This is a genomic window from Myxococcus sp. CA033 (genome assembly GCF_013336625.1).
Lineage (GTDB): Bacteria > Myxococcota > Myxococcia > Myxococcales > Myxococcaceae > Myxococcus > Myxococcus llanfairpwllgwyngyllgogerychwyrndrobwllllantysiliogogogochensis.
Window position 1 is genome coordinate 530,082 of sequence record NZ_JABUMU010000002.1, and the last position, 23,402, is coordinate 553,483.

Genomic DNA, 23,402 nt, shown 5'->3' on the forward strand with positions numbered 1-23,402 from the left:
CCACGGGCCTCGCCCGGGTCGGCCACTCCGTCAGACTCCCTCGTGGATGAGGTTCAGAGCGCGAGCACCGCAGGTTCGGGGCACCGCGCATCTCCATCGCAGGCGTCGGCGGTCCTGAATCCGACAGGTGCCGGGGTGACTCAGGATTGAAGCGAAGCACCACGCCGGGCCACGAGCACGCGCAGGTGGGCCCGCCCCAACCGGAGTCGACTCCTCACCGTCTCGAAGGGAATCTCCAGCGCATCCGCCAGCTCGGGCACGCTCATTCCCTGAAGGTGGTGAAGCACGAGTGCGCGGCGCTGCTCGTCGGGGAGCTGCGCGAGGAGCCCCTCCACCTGTCGGCGCAGCAGGCAGTCCTCCCTCGCCAGTTCGTCGCAGGACTCGAAGCCCTGGGCACTCGCTTCATCGCGCTGACGTCGCTCGACGCGGGCCCTGCGTGAGGCCGCGAAGCTCACCCGTCGCACCACCTGGTCCGCCCAGGACGCGAAGGCGCCGTCGCCCCGGTAGCCGCGCAGGCCGCGCAGGATGGCGACGAGCGCCTCCTGCGTCACGTCGTCCACCTCCGTGTCGCGGCGGACCAGGTACCGCACCCGCGTCCGGACCCGGGGCAACAGCTCCGTCAGGAGCGCGCCGACCGCGTCACGATTCCCCCGACTCGCTTCCCGGACGCGAGGTTCATCCACACCGAGCTTGGCAGTCGCCATGGCCTCTCCCAGCCTCATCCGCGCAGGGGCGTCGGGCCCGGCGCTGCCCGGCCCACCGGGCGCTCCCGGTGGGCGGTGTCACCTGTCGAGGACGCGGCACCCTCACCCCGCGAAGCGGAGAAGCAGAAGGGTGCCGCCCCCGTCAGTTCAGCTCGACCTCGCGACTGCTCCGGCCATCACTCGCCCGAGCGCGCAGCAGCACCCGGCCCGGGGCACTCACGGGCTCCGAATAGACGGCCCAGCTCCGGCCGCCATCCGCCGAGTACTCGATGACGAGGCCCGGGAAGCGCACGTTGGCGTGCACCTTCCCGCCCGTGCGCCGAGCCCCGGGCAAGGGGATGCGGTAGTTCACCCCCACGCTGTCGGGCAGCTCCCCGCGCACGTCCACCGGGCGATAGGCGCCCAGCCGCGGCAGGACGGACTGTCCCAGGCTGTTGGCGAAGCGAGCCCACAGCGCGGGCATCTGGTCAGGCGCGGGCAGCTCCGGGTTCCAGGCGCGCTCCGCCACGCCCAGTATCTTGGGGAACGCCAGATACTCCATCACCTGCGGCGTCTTGACGTTCTCCCCGAAGAGCAGCCCGTGCATGCCGAGGATGTTCTTGCGCCCCGCCTCGGTGAGCCGCTCCTTCGTCGCCCAGGCGCTCGGGTCGATGGGGTTGCCCATCCGGTCCGCCGTGCCATTCACATACACATCGAACGGTCGGTACTCGAAGGTCTTCTTCTCGTCGACGAAGTTGGCCCAGTAATAGCCGGGCTCGTCCGGGTCCTTGTTGTACGCCAGGTCCATGTAGAGGTTCGTCGCGTGCGACAGAATCACGCGGTAGCCCTGGTTCGCATACCGGTACGCGTCGTCCTCGCGCCCCCAGCCCCACACGTTGCTCCACGGCATGGGGATGAAGCCCGGCAGGTCCAACCCGTGGTGGATGATGTCGTCCCAACCCGTGGCCGCCGCGCCCGTCGCGGTGATGAGCCCGCCCCAACGCGTGAAGAACCGGTTGAAGAGCTGCACGTCCGTGAGGCCACGCGTCTCCGGGTTCTGTTGGCACACCGGCGAGCCCTGCCACCACACATTCGCCGCGAGCGACGGCAGCTCATCGCCCCCCGCATGGATGGCCAAGAGCCGCGCCCCGGGCACCGCGTCGTGACGAGCCTTCAGCTCCTGGGCCACCTTGGCCAGGAAGGCATAGGTCGACTCCAGGCAAGGATTGACGAAGTTGTCCGTGTAGCCCTGCACGCTGGTGTGCACCGAAGTGTCGGCCGGATCCACCAGGCGGTACTCCGCCGCGCGCACCGGGTCCGTGCCCTGGTACTTCCGGAAGCGGTACTCCATCGCCTTCACCGCCGCCCGCGCGTGCCCCGGCATGTCGATTTCCGGAATCACATCGATGTGCCGCTCGGCCGCGTACGCCAGCAGCTCCTCGTAGTCCTTCACGGTGTAGTAGCCATGGCCCGCGCCCACGAAGTTGAGCATCGCCCGCTCGAAGCCCTGGTAGCGCGGCGCGACTCCACCGTTGGCCTCGGTGGGCGACTCCGGCTTGAAGGCCACACCGTCTCCGTGCGCCAGGTCGCCGCCACTGCCCAGACCGATTTGCAACATCTGGGCTTCCTGGAGGTCATAGCCGCGCCGCGCGCCGTAGGCGGTCAGCTCGGGGATGCCGGGCACCTCGATGCGCCAGCCCTCGTCATCCGCGAGGCGCAGGTGAAGCGCGTTCACCTTGTAGTGCGCCAGCACGTCGAGCAGCTTCTTCACCGTCTCCTTCGTCTGGAAGTGTCGTGCCACGTCCAGGCTCATGCCCCGGTAGGCGAAGCCCGGCACGTCGGTGATGCGCACGCGAGGCAGCGACAGCACGGCGGGCCTGCTCGTGGGATTCACCGAAGCCGCGTAGGCCTCCACCGGCACCAACTGACGCAGCGTCTGGATGCCGTAGAACACCCCCGCCGCGTCCGAGCCCACCACCGACACGCCGTCTGCCTCGACCTCCAGCACGTACCCTTCGGCGTCCTTGTCGCCATCGCCGTCGACATCGAGCGCCGAATCGATGCTCAAGCGGATGCGCTCCGAACCCGCGTCTCCCTGGGCCTCGCGCGTGGTGATGGACGCCGAGAGCACGTCTCCGAGCGCCGCGGCGAGATAGGCCGCCTCGCCTCCGAGCCCCGGCGCGTGGAGGATGCCCACCGCGCCACCCAGCACCACCTCGCCCTCCCGGACGTCCACCTGACGCGGGGTCGGCAGCAGCCGCGCCTTCAAGTCCAACGACTGGAAGGAGGGGTTCTCCGCGTAGCGCAGCGCCGGCGTCTGAACGGGCAGCACGTCTCCCTCGAAGCGCGTCGTCTGCTTCGGGTCCGCCGCATCCAGGCGCACCGTGGCGGGCACCGCGAGCGAGAGGTCCGCCCCGAACGGGCCGCCCTCGAAGACGATGTGGAACCCGGCGGGCGCGTCGGACTTCAGGACGGCCCAGTCGGAGGCCAGCACCGACAGCTTCCGCTTCTCGCCGGGGCGCAGGGGGACGAAGCCCGGCAGCGGCTCCAGCACATAGTAGTCGCCGCTCTTCGCCACTCCGGCCCTGGAGAGTCGGATGCCCTGCGCCGCGAGCGCCTGGATTCCCGTCGCGTCACCCTCCCCTTCGTCGAGGATGCGGCGCACGAAGCTGAAGTAGAGCTTCCAGCCCCGCGAGCCCAGCTCCCGCTCACCTCGGTTCTCCAAGGTGAATTCGGAGCGGAAGAACTTCCAACTGCCCACCGAGTTGTCCACCGGCTGCCACTCGACGGCCAGCTCCGTCGGGCGACGGCACGCGGACAGCAACGACGTCACCATCATGAGGCACAACACGAGCCGCTTCATCGGGTCTCCCTTCGCCACGTCGAGCGTGGTCCTGAAACGAAACTGTGGATGGGGTGTCGCGAGGAAGGTCAGAGCCACCACTCCACGCGCGCGCCCAGGTAGTGGCCCACGGTGGAGCCGCCCACCGTCTGGAGGTACGGCGAGATGAGCCGGTCGACGGACGCCTGGTTGTAGACAGCCAGCGTGTAGAACAGCCGCAGGTGCGGCCGGGCCCAGACGTCGCGCTTGCCGGTGGGAACCAGCGTGGGCACCAGCGACAGCTTCAGCGCCGTCCCGTACCGCTGATGTCCCTCGCGGAAGCCCTGGAAGCTCGCCTCGTTGACCAGGTGGAACTGGTCGTGGAGGAACAGCGTGCTCTGCGCGCCCAGCGCGTACTCGACATAGCGGTCCGTCACCGCGCCGCTCGCGCCCCGGCCCGCGTGCAGGGTGCCGTAGGCGTTGACGCTCAAGAGCGGGTTCACGTTGTAGAGCAGGTGGTTCACCACCTCCACGCCATACGCGCCCGAGTACCGGCCATTCGCCGCGGGCAGCCCATACGTGTTCCACGTCGGAAGCCCCGCGAGGCTGCCATTGGCGATGCGGCTGCCGATGCGCACCGAGGTGTCGTTGAAGCTGCCGTTGCCAAGCTCCACGTGCCCCTTGACGCCTCCCACCACGCCCACGTCCGGCGGCAGGATTCGCGCGTCGGCGGGAGCGAGCGAGGCCGCCTCGGGCAGCGCGTGAATCTCCGTCAGCAGATGGATGGCGTGCTTGCTCTGGAAGGTGTGCGTGTACTGGCCCACGATGACGGTGCGCTGACGGCGGCGGTCCGGCTCGCCATCGCCATCCGTGTCCACCGCGTACTCCGCGAGCGTGGCGGAGGTCTGGAGCAGCACCGCCACGTCGATGGGCCCGTACTGAACTCCCAGCCCCTGCGCGGACAGGTTGTTGAAGTACCAGTAGTCCGCCAGATACACGTTCGTGCCGCGATAGAAGCGCACGCCGCCCCAGAACTTCAGGCCGGGGACCAGGATGTTTCCCGCCGCGACGTAGGCCTCTCCCAACTCCAGCGCCAGCGTGGAGCTGAAGCGATTGCTCGTCAGGCCGATGAACAGGCCGTTGTTGGCCCACATCGCGGGCGTCAGCACCGCGTAGGCGTAGGGCGCATCCACGCTGCCCTCGGCCGGCTTGAGCAGGTGCAGCTTGAGGGAGGGCTCCAGGTAGTCGCCCTCCTCCAGCCGTCCTCCCACGGAGCGGCCCGTGAGGTTGAACGTCTTGCCCTGGATGAACTCGCCGCTGGTGGGCGCCCAGCCCACGCCGACGCGGCCGTACATGGAGAAGTCGAGCCGGTCCGCCAGGGATTGCGCGCTCGAGGGAAGTGCGAACAGCAGGCAGAGCGCGGCCAGCAGCGGACGCGAGGAACGACCGAGGAACAACGGGACTGAGGGGCCACCGGGAATCATGTGTGAACCTCCGGGCAAGGCACGGCCAGCACCCCTCCCGAGAGAGGGGTTCATTCGGTTGGAAGAGAGAATGGGGAGTCGGGGGCTAGAGCATCGCGCGCAGCTCGTCCGCGACACGCTCCGCGGTGGGACCAAGGATGACCTGCACGCTGCCGCTGACGGGCTTCACCACGCCTCGCGTCCCCAGCCCCTGAAGCTTCGCGTCATTCACCAGCAACGCGTCCGCGACACTCAGCCGCAACCGCGTGGTGCAGCTGTCCACGACGCGCACGTTGGCCGCGCCACCCAGGGCGTCGAGCATGGCCCTCGCCAGGGTGCGGTGCTCGGCCCCGGGCGCCGCGGCGCCCTGGAGCGCCTGCTTCACCTCGGCGGCGAGCTGGTCCGCCTCGGGACCGATGATGACCTGCACACTGCCTCGCGCGGGGCGCAGCACACCACGCGCCCCGAGCTGCTTGAGCGTGGCCTCGTCCACACGCTCCGAGTCCACCACCTGGAGCCTCAGGCGCGTGGTGCAGGCGTCCACTTCCTTCAGGTTGGCCACGCCTCCGAGCGCCTTCAGGTACGCCTCGCCTCGGGCCAGGGCCGGAGCGGGAAGGCTCCGGCCCTCACTCGGGGCACTCACGGCGGCGAGCTCATCCTCGCGACCGAGTGTCTTGAGGTTGAAGCGGACGATGATGAAGCGGAACACGCCGTAGTAGACGCCGAAGTAGGCGAGTCCCACGGGCAGCAACAGGAGCGGCTGGGTGGACTTGCCGTAGTTCAACACGTAGTCGAACAGCCCCGCGGAGAAGCCGAACCCGAGCTTCACGCCGAGCACGTTCATGATGACGTGCGACATGCCCGTCAGCACCGCGTGGAGCAGGTACAGCGGCGGGGCCAGGAACATGAAGGCGAACTCCACCGGCTCGGTGACTCCCGTCAGCGCGGAGGTGAGCGCCATGGACAGCAGCACGCCGCCGACCCTGGCGCGATTGCGCTGGGGCGCCGCGTGGTACATGGCGAGGCACGCCGCCGGCAGACCGAACATCATCACCGGGAAGAAGCCCGCCATCATCGCGCCGGCCGACGGGTCCCCGGCGAAGAAGCGCTTCAGGTCTCCCGTCACGCCGTTGAAGTCACCGAGCACGAACCAGGCGAGGTTGTTGATGATGTGGTGCAGCCCGGTGACGATGAGCAGTCGATTGAAGAAGCCATAGAGGAACAGCCCCAGTCCTCCGGCGGAGACCACCGAGCGGCTGGCCCCATCCAGCCCCAGCTCCACCACCGGCCAGGCGAAGCCGAACGCCAGGGCGAACAGCAGACAGGCGAAGCCCGTGACGATGGGAACGAACCTGCGCCCTCCGAAGAACGCCAGGTACTCCGGCAGCTTCGTGTCCTTGAAGCGGTTGTAGAGCAGGCCCGCGCTCAAGCCCGCGAGGATGCCGGCCGGCGTGCTGATTTTCGCCGCCAGCCGCGTCTTGAAGGTGGACAGCGCCAGGTCTCTCGCCGCGCCCTCCAGGCCCGCCGTCACCTCGGGCGGAATGGTCACCAGCGCCTGCGTGCCCTGGATGATGATGAAGTAGCCCACCGCGCCCGCAAGCCCCGCCGCGCCATGGTTCTCCTTGGCGAAGCCGACGGCCACGCCCACGGCGAACAGCAGGCCGAGGTTCGAGAAGATGGCGTCTCCGGCCGCCGCGACGAAGGCGATGTCCAGCAGGTCCGGCTGCCCCAACCGCAGCAGCAGGCCCGCGATGGGCAGCACGGCAATGGGCAACATCAACGCACGCCCGAGTTGCTGCACTCCAGCAAACGAGTTGCTCACCACGACGTACCTCCAGGGTTGGGAGCCGGGCTACAGCCCGGGCCAGGTGCTCGACACCAGAGCGCGCACCGCCTCCGCGCTCTCCAGTTCCAGGGCCTCGCGCGCGACCTGCTCGCAACGCGCGAGGGACAGCGTGCGGATGAACGCCTTCAAGTCGGAAATCACCGAGGGCGTGGCGGACAGCTCCGTGACGCCCAACCCCAACAGCAGCGGCGCGGCCCGAGGCTCCGACGCCACGCCACCACACACCGCCACCGGGCGCCCGTGGACCCGCGCGCCCTCCACCGTCTTCGCCACCAGTCGCAGCACTCCCGGATGAAGGCCATCCAGCCGCGCCGCGAGGTGCGGGTTGCCTCGGTCCACGGCCAGCACGTACTGCGTGAGGTCATTGGTACCGATGGACAGGAAGTCCGCCTCCGCGGCGAGCTGGTCCGCGAGCACCGCGGCGGCAGGGACCTCCACCATGGCGCCCAGGAGAATCGGCGCGGTGAGACCGAGCGCGCGCTGCTCTGATTCGAGAAGGGCGCGCACGGCGCGCAGCTCCGCCCGCGAGGAAATCATCGGAACGAGGATGCGGCAGACCCCCACGGGACGGACCCGGAGAATGGCGCGCAGTTGGGTGCGCAGCAGCTCGGGCTCTCGCAGCGACACCCGCACGCCCCTCAGGCCCAGCACCGGATTGTCCTCGTGTGGCAGTGGCAGGTAGGCCAACGGCTTGTCACCGCCGACGTCGAGCGTGCGGATGACCACGGGCCGCCCGCCCAGCGCGTCCGCGATTTCCTGGTAGCGCGCCAACTGCTCGTCCTCACCGGGCGCGCGGACCCGCTCCAGGAACAGGAACTCGGTGCGCAAGAGGCCACAGCCCTCCGCGCCCTTGTCCCGAGCCGTCACGGCCTCACCCGGGCGACCGAGGTTCGCGAGCACCTCGATGCGGACTCCATCCGCGGTGCGGCAGTCCTCGTGCGCGGTCAACATGTGGACACGGCGGTGGGCCGCGCGCGACGTCATCGCGCGACGGGTGGCCTCACGGGTCTCCTCGGACGGGAAGACCCGCACCTCGCCCCGGTCTCCGTCGAGGACGAGCGGCGCGCCCTCCGGAATGCCCAGGGCCTGATTCCCCAGGGCGACGACGGCGGGCAGGCCCATGCCCGACGCGAGGATGGCGACATGCGAGGTGGGCCCGCCCCGCGCGGTGCAGATGCCGGCGATGCGATGAGGCTCGAGCGCGGCCAGCTCCGAAGGCAGCAGCTCATCCGCGACGAGGATGGCCTCTGGCGGCAACGTCGAGGGAATCCGCGAGCTGGCCTCTCCCGTCAACGCGGCGACGACGCGGCGCGCGAGGTCATGCAGGTCCCCAGCGCGCTCCGCCAGTCGCGCGTCCTCCAGGCCGAGCAGCACGGCGGCCTGTCGCTCGACGACCGCGCGCCACGCCCAGGCCGCGCCACGTCCGGCGGCGAGCTCGCGATTCGCGGCCTCGATGAGCTCCGGGTCATCCAGCAGCGCCAGGTGCGCCCGGAAGATATCCGCGCGGGCGCCTCCATTCCCGGGCGTCGCGGACATCGCCTCTTCGAGCTCCCTCCGGACGCGGGCGAGGGCCTCCGACAGGCGCTGTTCTTCCACCGTCACGCCGAGTCCCTGCTCGGGCAGGTCGACGGGGAGGTCGATGACCCGGACGGCCCGCCCCACGGCGGAGCCCGGCGACGCGACGATGCCCTCGAGCAGCAGCTCCTTTCCGGGCAGGAAGGTCGGAGCCGCGACGGGCACGGGCGTGATACCGCGCGCGGTCATCACCGGCTCCGCGACGGGCGTCGTCGGGTCGCCCAGTCCACTGGCCACCCACTCCGCCAGCTCCTGCGCCACGCGCTCGGCCGCGTCTCCCTCCACGTGAAGGGTCAGCAGGTCTCCGTGCGTGGCCCCCAGGCCCATGAGCGCGGACACGCTCTTGCCGTTGACCACGCGCCCATGACAGGCGACGCGCACCGTGCCCGCGTGTTGCCGGCCCCGCTGGGCGAGCGCCGCCGCGGGACGGGCGTGCAACCCATGCGCGATGAGCAGCCGGACCTGCCTCGTCGCACCCCCTTCACCCGCTCCCTCCGGCGCCACCGGCGCGCTCCCCGTGACGGCGAGCAACGGCTCCCCGACGGACACCGAGCGACCCTCCACCCGCTCCGTCACGGTGTAGCCCTCGGCGTTGACCACCAGCATGAGCGTCTGGAGGCTGCGCGCCTTGCGTGCGAGCAGATCCAGGTCGAAGCCAATCAGTACGTCTCCGGTGCGCACCTTCTGGCCCGTCTGGACATGGACGGTGAAGCCCTCGCCGCGCAGCTCCACCGTGTCGATGCCGATGTGGAGGAGAATCTCCGCCCCCGTCTCGGCGCGCAGGGTGCACGCGTGGCGCGAGGCGTGGATGGAGATGACGACACCGTCGCAGGGAGCGCGCAGCTCGGCGGAGGTCGGGTCCACCACGATGCCGTCACCCGCCAGGCGCTGGGCGAAGGCCGGGTCGGGCACCTCTTCCAGCCGCGCCGCCCAGCCCGACAGCGGCGAGGAGAGCAGCAGCGTGGCCGAGGAAGGACGAGCGGTGACGAGCTTCAGCGGGAGTCCGGTCATGAGGGGTCTACCTCCTCCGAGGAGAGCGCCGACAGCGCGAGCCGCAGGTTGCCCCCGGCGCGCTCCAGGGCCGCGTCCGCTCGCGCGACATCCAGCCCCGCGAGTCCCAGCACCGCGCGCTTGACGGTGCCGTGTGCCGTGAGCGCTTCGGCGGCGCGGAGTTCATCCACCTGGGCCAGCCGCGCCACCATGGCCACGCAGCGCTGACGCAGCTTCGCGTTCTCCGGCCGCACGTCGACCATCAGGTTGTCGAAGACGCGCCCCAGCCCCGCCATGACGGAGGTGGAGAAGAGGTTCAACATCACCTTCTGCGCCGTCCCCGCGCCCAACCGCGTGGAGCCCGCGATGACCTCCGCGCCCGAGGCGACGACCACCTCGTGTGCCGCGACACGCGCCAGCGGCGACTTCGCGCGACACGTCAGCGCCACCGTGAGCGCGTCGCGACCGCGCGCCACGTCCAACACGCCCACCGTGAAGGCGCTGTGCCCGCTGGCGGAGACCCCCAGCACCACGTCCTCGGGTCCCAGCCGCGCCCGCAGCGCACGCTCCCGACCCGCGCCCTCGTCATCCTCCGCGACAGCGTCGAGCCCGTGAGAGAGGTCCAACCCTCCCGCCATCACCACCGCCACCCGCGACGCCGGCCAGTCGAACGTCGGCCCCAACTCCACCGCGTCCAGCGCCGCCAGCACGCCCGACGAACCCGCCCCCGCGTACACCAGCCGCCCCTCGCCCCTCGCCAGCCGGTCGACCGTGGCCTCCACCGCCGCGCCCAACGCCGGCAACGCGGACAGGCAGGCCGCCACCGCCCGGGACTGACCGCCCCAGAGCGCCTCCAGCGTCTCGGCCGTCCCCCAGGTGTCCAACCCCTGGAAACGACGAGCCATGTGCTCCGTCTCCTCCGCCATGACTGTGCCCCCCGGCAACAACTGGTATCAAACTGGACTCAATGACAATACCAGCAAAAATCCTGATTTCAAGGAGTAGTCGGCTTTTTCCAGAGACGCAGTGCGACATGCGACTTCGTCCATGCCGATATTCCCAAGTACATTCAGCCACTTGGGATGGCTGACTGACCGAGCTTTCTGGTTGGTCGGGAATACTGGCTGGTGCTATAGTGGTATCCGACTGGTTCGACACCTGAGAGGAGCGATGTCGGTGGACCCACGTAGAGCCGACCCTTTCGACAAGGGCGCGATTTCAAACGCGCTGCCGATGCCGCTCTATCTCCAGCTCGCGCGGCACCTGCGAGGACTCATCGTCGGTGGGCAGCTCGGACACCTGGATGCGCTCCCCGGGGAACGGGAGTTGGTGGAGCGGTTCGGCGTCTCGCGCGTCACGGTGCGCAAGGCGCTGCGCGAGCTCCAGACGGAAGGACTGCTCCAGCAGCGACAAGGCGCGGGCACGTTCGTCAATCGCGTGCCGTACGTGGAGCAGCGACTGTCCTCGTTGACGAGCTTCTCCGACGACATGGCCTCGCGCGGACTGTCGGCGGGCTCGGTGTGGCTCCAGCGCGTGGTGACGGTGGCGACGCCGGAAGAGACGATGTCGCTCGGGCTGAGTCCGGGAGCGACGGTGAGCCGGCTGCACCGGCTGCGCACGGCCAACGAGACGCCCATGGCGCTGGAGCTCGCCGTCATCCCCACGCGTTTCCTGCCGGACCCTCGCACGGTGGAGGGCTCACTGTACGGAGTGCTGCGGAGCCGGGGCTTCACGCCGTTTCGCGCGCTCCAGCGGTTGACGGCGGTGCGGCTCACCGCCGAGCAGGCGGAGCACCTGCGCGTGCCGGAAGGCGCGGCGGCGCTCTACATCGAGCGCCGCACGCTGATGGAAGACGGCACGCCGCTGGAGCTGGTGCGCTCGCAGTACCGGGGCGACGCCTATGACTTCGTCGTGGAGCTGAACATGAGCGGGGGCGCCGGGCCCCAGGAGCCGAACCGATGACCCCGTCAGCGCACCTTCCCATCATGGCGCGCGAGGCCGCGCAGGCCGCGGACGTCGCTCGGCTCCAGTTGTCCCACGGAGAGGATGCCTTCGCGGAGCTGGGTGAGCGCCTGCGCCGCCATCCTCCGCGCTTCGTCGTCACCTGCGCGCGGGGCAGCTCGGACCACGCGGCCGTCTACGGCAAGTACCTCATCGAGACGACGCTCGGACGCGCTGTCGCCTCGGTGGGCCCCAGCGTGGCGTCCATCTACGGCGCGCACGCGTTGGACTTGCGCGACGCGCTCTTCATCGCCGTCTCCCAGTCCGGGCGCAGTCCCGACCTGCTGCGGATGACGGAGGCGGCGCGCGCGGGTGGCGCGCTCGTCGTCGGCTTCGTCAACGAGCCCGCCGCGCCCCTGAGCGCGCTGTGCGACGTGAGCCTCCCGCTGGGCGCGGGCCCGGAGCGGAGCGTCGCCGCCACCAAGTCCTATCTGCTCTCCGGCCTCGCCTTCCTGCGACTGGTGGCGCACTGGTCCTCGGATGCGAGGTTGCACGAAGCGGTGGCCGCCTTCCCGGAGGCACTGGACGCGGCGCGCGCGCTCGACTGGTGGCCCGGGCTGGAGACCCTGGCCCCGGCCCAGAGTCTCTACGTCGTCGGTCGGGGCAGCGGGCTCGGCGCCGCGCTCGAGCTGGCGTTGAAGCTCAAGGAGACGTGCCGACTGCACGCCGAGGCGTTCAGCGCGGCGGAGGTGCTTCACGGACCGCTCGGTCTCGTGCGGCCGGGCTTCCCCGTACTCGCGCTGGGACAGGAGGACGGTTCAGCGGAGGGAACACGCGGCGTGGTGCGCCGCATGTTGGAGCTGGGCGCCGACGTGCGCTCCGTGCTCCCCGTCCCCGGCGCCGTGACACTTCCCACCGTGCCCGGAGTGCCGGTGGCGCTGGCCCCGCTGTGCCAGGTGCAGAGCTTCTACCTGGCGGTCCACCGGCTGGCCACGGCGCGCGGGTTGGACCCCGATGCACCCGCCCATCTGCGCAAGGTGACGGAGACCGTGTGATGAGACAGGTCCTGCTGGGTGCCCGCGTGTTCACCGGGGAGCACATTCTCGACGGACACGCGGTGGTGCTCGAAGCCGAGCGTATCGTCGCCGTGGTGCCACGACAGCAAGCCCCCGTGGGCGTCACCGCGCGCACCCTGCCCTCCGAGTCCCTGCTCGTCCCGGGCTTCATCGACCTCCAGGTCAACGGCGCGGGCGGCGTGCTGTTCAACGAGTCGCCCACCGTCGACGCGGCGCTCGCCATCGCCACGACGATGCGTCGCACGGGGACCACGGGCCTGCTCCCCACGTTCATCACCGACGCGCCCGACCTCACCGCGCGCGCCTGCGAGGCGGCCTCCGAGGCGATGGCCCGTCCCGGCGGTGGGGTGCTCGGCATCCACCTGGAAGGCCCCTTCATCAGCCCCGAGCGCGCCGGCGTCCACGCGCCGCGCTACATCCGTCAGCCCGAGGCGAGCGACCTCGAGTCCTTCACCGCGCTCGCCGAGCGCCTGTCCCGCGCGGGCGGACGGCTCCTGATGACCCTGGCACCAGAGCGCGTGGAGGACACCTTCCTCCGACGCCTCAGCGACGCCGGAGCCGTGTTGTTCGCGGGCCACACGGCGGCGAGCTTCGAGCGGACCCTGGAGTCCATCGCGGCGGGCGTGCGCGGCTTCACGCACCTGTTCAACGCGATGCCCCCAGTGCTCAATCGCCAGCCCGGCCCCGTGCTCGCGGGCTTCAGCGCCGACGAGGCGTGGTGCGGCGTCATCGTCGACGGCCACCACGTCCACCCCGCGAACCTGCGCCAGCTCTTGAAGGCCAAGCCCCGCGGCAAGGTCCTGCTCGTCACGGACGCGATGCCTCCCGTGGGAACCCACGAGACCACCTTCACGCTGTACGGCCACACCATCCTGCGCCGGGACGGTCGGCTCGTGACAGAGGACGGGACGCTGGCGGGCGCGGACATCGACATGTCAGCGGCGGTGCGCAACTGCATCCACCTGCTGGGTGTCCCGCTGGAGGAAGCGCTGCGCATGGCGTCTCTCTATCCCGCGCAGGTGCTCGGGTTGGAAGGGCGACTGGGAATGCTCGCCGCCGGACATCGCGCGGACCTCACCTTGCTGCGCGAGGACCTCTCCGTGCAGGCCACGTGGGTGGGTGGAATCGAACAGTGGCATTGAGGCCGCTTCCGGCGGGCGCGTGTTCTTCCATCCACACCGTCCACCGCAAAGCCTCACATTCCTTTCGCATCCTGATGCTGCAAGGCATTAACCCGGAAAAATAGGTCCAAGCCTCCCTCCTGGAAACGAGTTCCCGAGTCGACCCCGCGTGAACGACGCGCGGTGCGCGTGGGGCTCGCACCGAGGAGAGCACGCATGCGTCGCAGCAAGTGGTTCATTGGACTGATGGTGACAGCCCTGTCCGCGAGCGGTTGTGGACAGGACGTTTCCTCCTCACAGGGTGAGGGCCCGGGCAGCGTGATGAAGGCCCCGCTCCTCGCGGAGTGGGCGGTGGGCGTCGCCTATGCGGTGGGGGCGCAGGTCACCTACGGCGGCCGGCTCTACCAGTGCCGTCAGCCGCACACGTCACAGGCGGACTGGACGCCTCCGGCCGTCGCGGCCCTGTGGCTGGACCTGGGGCCCTCGGGAGGCGGTGACACCACCGCGCCCGCCGTCACGTTGAATGCCAGCGCGACGAACATCACCGCGCCGGGCTCGCTCACGCTGACGGCCACCGCCACGGACAACGTGGGTGTGTCCCGCGTGGAGCTGCTGGAGAACGGCACCGTCGTCTCCACGGGCAACAGCTACACGCGCAGCTTCTCCGGCTCCGCGCAGAACGGCACCTATACGTACGTCTTCAGGGCCTTCGACGCGGCCGGCAACGTGGGCACGCAGCAGGTCAGCGTCACGGTGGCCATCACCATTCCCGGTGACACCACCGCGCCCACCGTCACGCTGAATGCCAGCACCACGAACATCACCGCCCCGGGCTCCGTCACGCTGACGGCCACGGCCACGGACAACGTGGGCGTGACGCGGGTGGAGCTGCTGGAGAATGGCACCGTCGTCTCCACGGGCAACAGCTTCACGCGCAGCTTCTCCAGCTCCGGGCAGAACGGCTCCTACAACTACGTCTTCAGGGCCTTCGACGCGGCCGGCAACGTGGGGACCCGCGAGGTCCCCGTCACGGTGGCGATTCCCGGCGGCAACCCGAGCAAGCGCATCGTGGGGTACTTCACCCAGTGGGGCATCTACGGCCGCAACTACCAGGTCGCCCACATCCCCGCGGCCAAGCTGACGCACATCAACTACGCGTTCTCCAACATCTCCGCGGATGGCAGGTGCGTGCTCGGTGACGTGTTCGCGGACATCGACAAGGGCGGCGGCTGGGCGGGCGAGTGGGACCCGGGACAGCTGCGCGGCAACTTCCGCGCCTTCAAGGAGCTGAAGCGGACGCAGACGCACCTCAAGGTGCTCATCTCCGTCGGTGGCTGGACGTGGTCGAAGTACTTCTCACAGGTGGCGGCCTCGGCGGCGTCCCGCACGGCGTTCGTGAAGTCCTGCGTCGACCTGTTCATCAAGGGCCAGTACCCCGGCGTGGACCCGGTGAATGGCGCGGGCGTCTTCGACGGCATCGACATCGACTGGGAGTACCCGGTGGGCGGCGGCCTGCCCGGCAACACCAACAACCCGGCGGACAAGCAGAACTACACGCTGTTGATGGCGGAGTTCCGCAGCCAGCTCAACGCGGTGACGACGCAGACGGGCAAGCCGTACCTGCTCACCATCGCCACGGGTGCGTCGCCGGACCTGCTCGCGAACAAGCAGGAGACGAAGAACCTGTCCAACATCCTCGATTGGATCAACGTGATGAGTTACGACTATCACGGCGCCTTCGAGAGCACGGTGAACTTCCACTCGGCGCTCAACCGGGTGACGGGGGACCCGATGGCGAACACGGGCTTCTACACGGACGGCTCGGTGGCGAAGATGCTCGAACTGGGCGTCGCGCCGAACAAGATTGTCGTCGGTGTTCCGTTCTACGGCCGTGGCTGGGGCGGCGTGCCGAACGTGAACAACGGCCTGTTCCAGAGCGGCGTGCCGACGCGCGGCACCTGGGATGATGGTCAGTCCGGACTGACGGGCGTGTTCGACTACAAGGACGTGAAGGCCAACTACGAGCGCGCCGGCTCCGGGTACACCAAGTTCACCCACCCCGAGGCGAAGCAGGCCTACGTCTACAGCCCGTCCACCGGGGTGTGGATTGCGTATGACGACCCGCAGACGCTCCACGCGAAGTCCGACTACATCCTGAGCAAGAACCTGGGCGGCGCGATGTTCTGGGAGCTGAGCGGCGACGACGGAACCCTCGTCGACGTCCTCTACCAGCGCCTGCACTGAGGACACCCGACGGATGTGACAGCCCGCTTCCAGGCGACGGGACACCCGGTCCGGTGTCTCGTCTCCCTGGGGTGAGCAGGCCGTGGATTGCGAGGCGGGCCGGAATCCGGCGAACGCACCTCGGCATGTCTCCCGCGAGCAGCCGAGCGCCAGCGCTCACCGCAACCGGCGACACGCGGCGGTCTTCACCGCCAGATGCACACGGACTCCCGAGGCCACGCCCAGCTCACCCACCGAGGCCTCGGTGAGTCGCACCACCCATCGCGTGCCCGCGATGTCCACCGTGGCCGCGGCCTCCCCTGCCCCCGCGCCCTCCACTCCCACCACGGTGCCCGCCAGCACGTTGCGCGCGGACACGCCCGACAGCGGTCCCATGGACAACAGGATGTCCTCGGCCGGCACCGCGTAGGCCGCTCTCGTGCCTGGCGGCAGCTCCGGTGCATCGGGAACCCAGAGCGACAGGCCCTCCGTCACCCGCAGGCGGGTGCCACCCTCGGACGGTCGCTCCAGCACGCCTTCGAGGATGTTCTCCTCACCCTCGGACTCCGAGGCCAGCAGTCCGCGCGCGGACGCCCCGAGCACCTCGGACGCGGGCCCCGAGGCGCGCACGCGCCCGTCCTCCAGCAGCAGGGCTTCCTTCGCCAGCACCCGCGCCTCGCCAAGCTGATGCGTCACGTACAGCATCGGCACGCGCGCCTCGTCCCGCACGCGCAAGAGGTACGGCAGCACGCGCTCCTTCAGCGTCACGTCCAGCGCGGCCAGCGGCTCGTCGAGCAACAGCAGCGCCGGGTCCGTGGCCAGCGCTCGCGCCAGCGCCACGCGCTGCTTCTCGCCCCCCGACAACGTGGCCGGATAGCGGTGCAGCAGCGGCCCCAGCTCGAGCAGCGCCACGGCCTCCTCGACACGCGACGGCCGGCCCGCGCGCGCGCCATAGCGCACGTTCTGCTCCGCCGTGAGGTGCGGGAACAGCAGCGCGTCCTGCGGCACGTACCCCATGCGCCGTGCCTCCGGCGCCATGTCCACGCCCGCCTCGCTGTCCAGGAGCACGCGTCCTCCCACGACGACTCGCCCGCGCGCACCGCGTCGAAGCCCCGCGAGAATCTCCAGCAGCGACGTCTTCCCGGAGCCCGAGCGGCCCAGCACCGCCACCGACGCGCCCTCCAACCGCACGTCCACCTCCAGCGCGAAGCGCGCCAGCGGCAAGCGCACGGACAACTCCAGGCTCACGCGCTCACCCGCCGTCCCCGCCATCGCGTCAGCCCCTCCGTGGCGTACACCGCCACGAAGGCCAGGAGCGCCGCCACACCCGCCAACCGGAGCGCCTGCGCGTCCTGCCCCATCTGCGTGTACTGGAAGATGGCGAGCGACAACGTCTGCGTGCGCCCGGGGATGTTCCCCGCCACCAGCACCGTCGCGCCGAACTCACCCAGCGCGCGAGAGAAGGCCAGGAGCGCGCCCACCGCCACCCCGCGCCACGCCAGGGGCAGTGTCACTCGGAAGAACGCCCGTGCCCGCGAGTCCCCCAACGTGCGCGCCACCGCCACCAGTCTCGGGTCCACCTCCTCGAAGCCCGAGCGCGCCGAGCGAACCAGCAACGGGAACGCCATCACCGCGCTGGCCAGCACCACCGCCCCGGGCGTGAAGACCACCTCCACGCCCACCGCATCCAGCAAACGTCCCAACGGACCATTGCGGCCCAGGAGTTCCAGCAACACCAGGCCCACCGCCGTCGGAGGAAGCACCAGCGGCAGCGCGAGCACCGTGTCCACCACGCCCCGCCCCGGGCCTCGCCAGCGCGCGAGCGCGTACGCCGCCGCCACTCCGGGCGGAAGGATGATGAGCGTGGCCACCGCCGCCACCGTCACCGTGAAGAGCACCAGTCCCGTCGTGTCGTCCGTCACTTCGCGGACTCTCCACCATCTGGAGCGAGCACGACGAAGCCATGTCGCTGGAAGGCCGCTTTCGCGGGCTCGGACTGGAGGAAGCGCACGAAGGCCCGGCCGACCTCGGGTGCCTTGCCCTTCGTCAGCGCCGCCACCGGATAGACGATGCGGGGCGCGTCCGTCGCGGGGACCTCGAAGGCCACGCGCACCTTCTTCGACTGCGCCGCGTCTGTCGCATACACCACACCCGCATCCACGCGGCCCGCCTCCACCGCCGCCAGCGCGGCCCGTACATCCAGCGCCGGCACCACCCGGGGCGCCAGGTCCTTCCACAGCCCCGCCTTCTCCAGCCACGCCTTCGCGTACACCCCCGCGGGGACGATGGCGGGGTCCGCCAACACCAGCCGCTTCAGCCCCTTCAGTGACTCCGGCCCGACGAGCTTCCGCTTCGAGTCGAGCGGGATGACGACCACCAGCCGGTTGGACAACAGGTCGACTCGCGTCCCGGGTTGCACCAGACCCGCTTTCTGGACGGCCTCCATCCTCGCCACATCCGCCGAGAGGAAGGCATCCGCCGGAGCTCCCGCCATCGCCTGACGTGCCAGGTCTCCAGACGAGCCCAGCGCCAACACCACTGAATGCCCCGTGGCCTTCGTGAAGGCGGGCCGCAGCTCCTGGAGCACGTCCGTGGTGCTGGCCGCGGCGAAGACGAGCCCTTCTTCGGCGTTCGCGGCTCCTCCCAGGAGCATCAGGGTCAGCACGCACAGCCTGGACATGGTACGCACTCCTGGACGCTCCTCTTGCTCCCCCCAACGGGGAGCGCATTGTCCGCACGGCTGCCCACGCCGTGACAACGGGTTGACCCGTGGGGCCCTGCCCGCTAAGCCATACTCCGTGTCACGGAATATCCACCCTAAAGAGGATGAGGACATCTCGGCGGACGTGCTGAAGCTTCAGCAGCTCCTGCTCGCGCTGGGCCGGCGCCGTTCGCTCCGTGACCCCATCGCCAGCACCTGCGAGCAGCTCCAGTTCACGCCCCCGCAGGTGCATGCGCTGCTCTGGCTCGGCCAGGACGGCTCGCTCACGATGGGCGAGCTTGCTCGCCGACTGGGCGTCACCGAGAAGACCGTCACCGGGCTCGTCGACCGGCTGGAGCGCGAGGGCCACCTGATGCGCGAGCGCAGCGCGGCCGACCGCCGCGTGGTCCGCTGTCGGCTCACGCCCGACGGCCTGCAGACCTACCAGCGGCTCGAGCGCTTCATGACGCAGGGCATGGGGCAGCTGCTCTCCATCCTCGACGGCGTCGACCGCAAGGCGCTCTTCCGCATCCTGGAGAAGCTGCTGCGCCGGATGGACACGCTGGGGCCTCCGAGCGCCGCGACGACGGCGCGCGAGCGCTCGGCCTGAAGCCCGTGGAGCGGGCGAGCAAGGCCCGCTTCCTCGTGCCTTCTCCCGCCAGGGGCCCCACCTCAAGTGACACGCGGCGTCTTTCGCGCCGGCAGGGCCCGGTGCTTCTTCCGACGGACGACTTCCGCACCATGGCAGCGCGGCGTTGATGCGAGGGGAGGAACGCGATGAAGGGAAGCAGACGCGTCGTGGCCGTGGGCCTGGTCCTGACACTCGCGGGCTGCCGCCGGGAGCAGGAAGAAGCGCCGCCCGCCCCGCCGCCCTCCGCGCAGCAGGAGCCCGCGGCGCCGTCACCCGAGGCGGCTCCGGAGGGCACGCCTCCCGCGAAGCAGCCGATGCCGCCGGACATGCGCGGGGCGCTCGCGTCCATCGCGCCGCTGGTGGAGTCGGTGAAGTCGGCCGTCGTCAACGTGGAGGTGCGGGAGGCCTCACCCGCGCGCGGCCCTCGTCGGGGCTCTCCCTGGAATGGAGGGGGGCCGGGCTCTCCGTTCGGCGGCGGCATGCCCTTTGGTTCTCCGTTCGAGGACCCGCGTGAGGAAGGGCCGCGCCAGGGCCTGGGCTCCGGCTTCGTCATCGACGCTCGGGGGTTGGTGCTCACCAACAACCACGTGGTGGCGGATGCCACGGAGATACGCGTTCAGTTTCCCGACGGACGCGAGCTGGACGCGAAGGTGCTGGGGACAGACCCGCTCACGGACGTGGCGGTGCTCCAGCTCAAGGGAGATGTGAAGGGGCTCCCGGTGGTGAAGCTGGGCGACTCGGACGCGCTGCGCGTGGGCGATTGGGTGGTGGCCATCGGCAACCCCTTTGGACTCGCCTCCAGCGTCAGCCTGGGCATCGTCTCCGCCAAGGCCCGCGACATCCAGGTGGGGCCCTTCGACGACTTCCTCCAGACGGACGCCGCCATCAACCCGGGCAACTCCGGCGGGCCGCTGTTCAACCTCCACGGCGAGGTGGTGGGCATCAACACGGCCATCGTCGGCCAGGGCTCCGGCATCGGCTTCGCCGTGCCCAGCACGCTCGTGAAGGAGCTGTTGCCCCAGTTGGAGAAGGATGGCGCCGTCACGCGGGGCTGGCTGGGCGTCGCCGTGCAGGATTTGACGGCGGACCTGGGCAGCGCGCTGGGGGTGTCCAAGGGCGAGGGCGCCATCGTCACCGAGGTAAACGAAGGCACGCCCGCCGCCGAGGCCGGGCTGAAGCCGGATGACATCATCGTCGCGGCGGGGGGACGCCCCGTCACCTCTGGCCGCGCCCTCACGCGCACGGTGGCGCTCAAGGCGCCGGGCTCCGAGCTGCCGCTCACCGTGTACCGAGGTGGGAAGAAGACGGAGCTGAAGGCGAAGCTGGGCACGCGGCCGGACCTGGAGGGCGTGGCCTCGCGCAAGCCGCCGGAGGAGCACGCGGAGCCGCCGCACCAGCGCGTGGGACTGAGCCTGTCGGACATGGACCCCAGGCTCTCGCGAGCGCAGGAGCTGCCGCGCGCGGGCGCGTTGGTGACGGACGTGGTGCCGGGCTCCAGCGCCGAGCGCTCCGGGTTGCTGCCGGGCATGGTGGTGGTGGAGGCGCGAGGCCAGCCGGTGCGACGGGCGACGGACCTGGCGCGCGTGCTGAAAGAGGCCGAGCCGGGCGAGTCCGTGCTGCTGCGCGTGGCGGTGCCCGGAGGCCGGCGCGAGCTGCGCGCGCTCACCGCGCCGGAGTCGTGACGTCCGGCCCCGCGTCCCCAGGCGCGCGGGCCCACAACACGCGAGGGTGCAGCACCAGCGCGACGGCCTCGCGCACCGTCCAGTAGAAGCGGTCCACCCAGTGCAGGTTGCGCTCGGTCTCCAGCGCGGGGCTCGTGCTCACCTCGAAGCCATTGAGCCGGAAGTACTGCCGCGCGCGCAGCAGGTGGTACGGGTCGGAGACGACCACCACGCGCCGCGCGCCCAAGTCGCGCAGCAGCTTCGCCGTCAGGCGCGCGTTGTCCTCCGTGGAGTGGCTCGACTCCTCCAGCACGCACGCCTCCTCGGGGACGCCCAGCTGCGTCGCGAGCGTCAGCATCACCCGCGCCTCCGACGGCGGATGCACACCCACGCCACCGGAGAAGACGAGCCGGGGCGCCACGCCACGTCGGTACAGCTCCACCGCCTTCTCCGTGCGGGCCCGCAGCGCGCCGGACGGCACCCCGCCCGCCAGCACGCGCGCGCCCAGCACCACCACGGCGTCGGAGGGCTCCGCGCGCTCGCGCTGCCCGAAGCGGTCCACCACCCACGCCAGGCCGAACACGCCGCACGACGCCACACCCACGGACACCACGAGCAGTCGACGCACGCGTCCGGGCCGCGCGCTCAGCGAAGTTGGAGGCACGAGCCGCACGTTAGCCGCGCGCAGCCCGCCTCGACGACTTTCCTCAAGGCTCGAAGCCTCCGAGGAACAGCTCCCGCCCACCGCCTCCGGGCTCGCCCAGCGCCACCGTCCCGAACTCCATCGCGGAGAGCCGCGTGCCCAGCAAGGCGCTCGCCCCCTTCTTCGACGACGAGACGAAGAAGCGCTCCTCGGAGACCTCTCCGACGCCCGACGGCGCCATGGCGAAGCCTCGCGCCCAGCGCACCCCACCGTCCACGCGGTCCAGCTTCACCATGAAGAGATTGAGCGTGCTGCCCGGCGCGCCCACCACGGCCCCCGCGCCCAGGTCGTCACCGTGTGCGTAGCGGCCCACGACGACGGCGCCGTCGTGCTCGTCCATCGCGATGCCCAGCCCCTGGAAGCCGAAGGCCCGAGCCCAGCGCGGTGTGCCCTCCCGGTCGAACGCGGCCACGAAGGCCTCGCTCCCGCCCGGCTCCACTTCGTGCGTCTTCCCCTCGAACGTCAGCGGTTCGGAGAACGCGCCCGTCACCAGCACGCGGTCGCCGTGCACCGCCACCCCGGTGGCCCCGCCGGACGCAGTGTCGAGTCGTCGCTCCCACAGCGGGCGCCCGCGAGGGTCCAGCTTGAGCAGGAACGGCTGCGCATCGAGCGTCACCGGCGAGCGCGGGGGATGCAGCAGCCCCGTGACGTAGAGGGAGCCCTCGCGGTCCGCCGCCACGCCGGTGGCCGCTCCCGGCTCCGGGTGCGCGTACGTCCACAGGTAGCCGCCCCTCGCGTCCACCTTCACCAGCGCGGCAACCCCGCCGAGCTTCGCGTCGGGAAGCGTGCCCGCCAGCACCACGTTGCCCAGCAGGTCCACCTCCGCGCGCTGGAGGACGAAGTCGGGCGAGACGCCCAGCGACACCAGACTCCGAGCCCAGACGAAGTCTCCCTCCCGTCCCAGCTTGAGCAGGAAGCGTCCCGCCGGCAGGGGCCCTCCGCCCAGGTCCGCGCCCGCCGGATTGCGGCCCGCGACGAACACGTGTCCGCGGGAGCTCACCGCGACGACCTCCGCGAAGCCCGGCAGGGAGACGGACCACATCCGCTCTCCCCCCGTGCCGTACTTCGCCACGCCGAAGGTCTTTGGCGCGGCGGTTCCGGAAGCGGGTACCAGCAACGGACCGAAGAGGTCCGCCACCGCGTCCTCCGAATCGAGGGCCAGCACCAGGTTGCCGCGCGTGTCGTGCGCGAGCCCCACCGCGGACTCCCGGCCCGCGCCCGTCAAGGCGCGCAGCCAGCGCGTCCTTCCCGTCAGCGACCCTGCCTGTGGGGCGCGCACGACGGCCGGCGGGCTCTCGACGGAGGGACTCGGGCCCACCGCCTCGGACTGCTGACAGGCCATGACCAGCAACGCCAGCGCCTGGCAGGCCCTGCTGCCCCGTGCCCCATGAAGCATTGCGTCGTGCCCCCACCCGCCCCGTACAGGCCCGTGGAATCTCGAAGAAGTGACGGGCAGGGTGGGGATGCGACCTGGCGGGCGCGAGGTGCCCTCGAGTCCGAGAAGACGGCTCGCCGCTGGACGGAGGGCCCATGCGTGGGCTCCAATCCGACAGGTGATGACCCAGGATGAAGTGACGAAGGTGCTGTCGGACGTGGAGTTGGTGCCGTGCGCGGAGATGGCGCTGGCGGACGCCCGGCGGCTGGTGGAGGCCTGTCTGGAGGCGGACGTCCCCGCGCTGGTACACCGCGAGGCGTGCGCGAAGCCCGGGTGCAGCCCGAAGTTCCAGGTGCTGGTGCGCCCCGAGGACGGCCTGCGCGTGGCGACGCTGCTCCAGCAACGTTGGATGGACAGCATCCAGCGCGAGGGCGTGCTGGCGGACGGCGCCTCGCCCTTCGCATTGCCCGCGACGGAGGACGGTGAGCCGCCGTGTCCGGCCTGCGGCACCGTGGCGCCCCTGGTCGCCGGAGCCTGCGCCGACTGCGGTCTTCAGCTCGAGTAGCAGGCAGGCGTCGCCTGCGCGCGACGT

General features: G+C 70.6%; 18 protein-coding genes. 7 read left to right on the forward strand and 11 right to left on the reverse strand.

What is annotated here, in order from left to right; all coding sequences use genetic code 11:
• Nucleotides 1–140: 140 nt before the first annotated feature.
• From HUA78_RS08005 to HUA78_RS08030, 6 genes are all read right to left on the reverse strand, one after another.
• Nucleotides 141–704 carry an RNA polymerase sigma factor gene (locus HUA78_RS08005; protein WP_174476006.1) on the reverse strand — a complete coding sequence of 188 codons (564 nt, stop codon included), beginning with the start codon at nucleotides 702–704 and terminating at the stop codon, nucleotides 141–143.
• Nucleotides 705–846: 142 nt separating this feature from the next.
• Nucleotides 847–3,546 carry a family 20 glycosylhydrolase gene (locus tag HUA78_RS08010; protein WP_174476007.1) on the reverse strand — a complete coding sequence of 900 codons (2,700 nt, stop codon included), beginning with the start codon at nucleotides 3,544–3,546 and terminating at the stop codon, nucleotides 847–849.
• Between the two features lie 68 nt (nucleotides 3,547–3,614).
• Nucleotides 3,615–4,988 (reverse strand): carbohydrate porin, encoded by a 1,374-nt coding sequence (locus HUA78_RS08015; RefSeq protein ID WP_174467091.1) that lies wholly within the window; start codon nucleotides 4,986–4,988, stop codon nucleotides 3,615–3,617.
• An 85-nt stretch (nucleotides 4,989–5,073) separates the two neighbouring features.
• A complete protein-coding gene (nagE, locus tag HUA78_RS08020; RefSeq protein ID WP_371745524.1) occupies nucleotides 5,074–6,789 on the reverse strand; it encodes an N-acetylglucosamine-specific PTS transporter subunit IIBC in 1,716 nt (571 codons plus the stop codon).
• A gap of 30 nt (nucleotides 6,790–6,819) precedes the next feature.
• Nucleotides 6,820–9,399 (reverse strand): phosphoenolpyruvate--protein phosphotransferase, encoded by a 2,580-nt coding sequence (ptsP, locus tag HUA78_RS08025; protein ID WP_174476008.1) that lies wholly within the window; start codon nucleotides 9,397–9,399, stop codon nucleotides 6,820–6,822.
• Complete coding sequence (locus tag HUA78_RS08030) at nucleotides 9,396–10,283, reverse strand: N-acetylmuramic acid 6-phosphate etherase (protein WP_254614142.1); 888 nt, start codon at nucleotides 10,281–10,283, stop codon at nucleotides 9,396–9,398. The genes ptsP and HUA78_RS08030 overlap by 4 nt, the downstream gene beginning before the upstream one ends.
• Before the next feature lie 265 nt (nucleotides 10,284–10,548).
• Between HUA78_RS08030 and HUA78_RS08035 the strand changes: the two genes are divergently transcribed.
• The 4 genes from HUA78_RS08035 (at nucleotide 10,549) to HUA78_RS08050 (ending at nucleotide 15,760) form a co-directional block, all read left to right on the forward strand.
• On the forward strand, nucleotides 10,549–11,340 hold the full coding sequence (locus tag HUA78_RS08035) for a GntR family transcriptional regulator (RefSeq protein ID WP_141644587.1): 792 nt from the start codon (nucleotides 10,549–10,551) through the stop codon (nucleotides 11,338–11,340).
• Nucleotides 11,337–12,374, forward strand: coding sequence for an SIS domain-containing protein (locus HUA78_RS08040; protein WP_174476009.1), 1,038 nt, complete (start codon nucleotides 11,337–11,339; stop codon nucleotides 12,372–12,374). The genes HUA78_RS08035 and HUA78_RS08040 overlap by 4 nt, the downstream gene beginning before the upstream one ends.
• On the forward strand, nucleotides 12,374–13,537 hold the full coding sequence (gene nagA, locus HUA78_RS08045) for an N-acetylglucosamine-6-phosphate deacetylase (RefSeq protein WP_174476010.1): 1,164 nt from the start codon (nucleotides 12,374–12,376) through the stop codon (nucleotides 13,535–13,537). Before HUA78_RS08040 ends, nagA begins: the two co-directional genes overlap by 1 nt.
• A gap of 195 nt (nucleotides 13,538–13,732) precedes the next feature.
• Nucleotides 13,733–15,760 carry a glycosyl hydrolase family 18 protein gene (locus HUA78_RS08050; protein ID WP_174454170.1) on the forward strand — a complete coding sequence of 676 codons (2,028 nt, stop codon included), beginning with the start codon at nucleotides 13,733–13,735 and terminating at the stop codon, nucleotides 15,758–15,760.
• Between the two features lie 156 nt (nucleotides 15,761–15,916).
• Here the strand turns inward: HUA78_RS08050 and modC are convergent, their stop codons facing one another.
• From modC to modA, 3 genes are read right to left on the reverse strand one after another with little or no spacing between them, the layout of a single operon-like run.
• Complete coding sequence (gene modC / locus HUA78_RS08055; protein ID WP_217442386.1) at nucleotides 15,917–17,011, reverse strand: molybdenum ABC transporter ATP-binding protein; 1,095 nt, start codon at nucleotides 17,009–17,011, stop codon at nucleotides 15,917–15,919.
• On the reverse strand, nucleotides 16,984–17,661 hold the full coding sequence (modB, locus tag HUA78_RS08060; RefSeq protein ID WP_174476011.1) for a molybdate ABC transporter permease subunit: 678 nt from the start codon (nucleotides 17,659–17,661) through the stop codon (nucleotides 16,984–16,986). The genes modC and modB overlap by 28 nt, the downstream gene beginning before the upstream one ends.
• Nucleotides 17,658–18,419 (reverse strand): molybdate ABC transporter substrate-binding protein, encoded by a 762-nt coding sequence (modA, locus tag HUA78_RS08065; RefSeq protein WP_217439538.1) that lies wholly within the window; start codon nucleotides 18,417–18,419, stop codon nucleotides 17,658–17,660. Before modA ends, modB begins: the two co-directional genes overlap by 4 nt.
• Before the next feature lie 118 nt (nucleotides 18,420–18,537).
• Here modA and HUA78_RS08070 point away from each other — a divergent pair, with 118 nt between their 5' ends.
• Together HUA78_RS08070 and HUA78_RS08075 are read left to right on the forward strand one after the other, a co-directional pair.
• The gene (locus tag HUA78_RS08070; RefSeq protein ID WP_174454167.1) at nucleotides 18,538–19,050 is read left to right on the forward strand and encodes a MarR family transcriptional regulator; all 513 of its coding nucleotides are present in this window, start codon (nucleotides 18,538–18,540) and stop codon (nucleotides 19,048–19,050) included.
• Between the two features lie 167 nt (nucleotides 19,051–19,217).
• Nucleotides 19,218–20,753, forward strand: a complete 1,536-nt coding sequence (locus HUA78_RS08075) for a trypsin-like peptidase domain-containing protein (RefSeq protein WP_174454166.1) — start codon at nucleotides 19,218–19,220, stop codon at nucleotides 20,751–20,753.
• Here the strand turns inward: HUA78_RS08075 and HUA78_RS08080 are convergent.
• Nucleotides 20,734–21,396: a YdcF family protein gene (locus HUA78_RS08080; RefSeq protein ID WP_174454165.1), complete on the reverse strand. Its 663-nt coding sequence runs from the start codon at nucleotides 21,394–21,396 to the stop codon at nucleotides 20,734–20,736. The two genes, HUA78_RS08075 and HUA78_RS08080, sit on opposite strands and share 20 nt — an antisense overlap.
• 43 nt (nucleotides 21,397–21,439) lie before the next feature.
• Nucleotides 21,440–22,831 carry a hypothetical protein gene (locus tag HUA78_RS08085; RefSeq protein WP_174454164.1) on the reverse strand — a complete coding sequence of 464 codons (1,392 nt, stop codon included), beginning with the start codon at nucleotides 22,829–22,831 and terminating at the stop codon, nucleotides 21,440–21,442.
• Between the two features lie 160 nt (nucleotides 22,832–22,991).
• Between HUA78_RS08085 and HUA78_RS08090 the strand changes: the two genes are divergently transcribed.
• Nucleotides 22,992–23,375 carry a hypothetical protein gene (locus tag HUA78_RS08090; RefSeq protein ID WP_174454163.1) on the forward strand — a complete coding sequence of 128 codons (384 nt, stop codon included), beginning with the start codon at nucleotides 22,992–22,994 and terminating at the stop codon, nucleotides 23,373–23,375.
• Nucleotides 23,376–23,402: the final 27 nt, after the last annotated feature.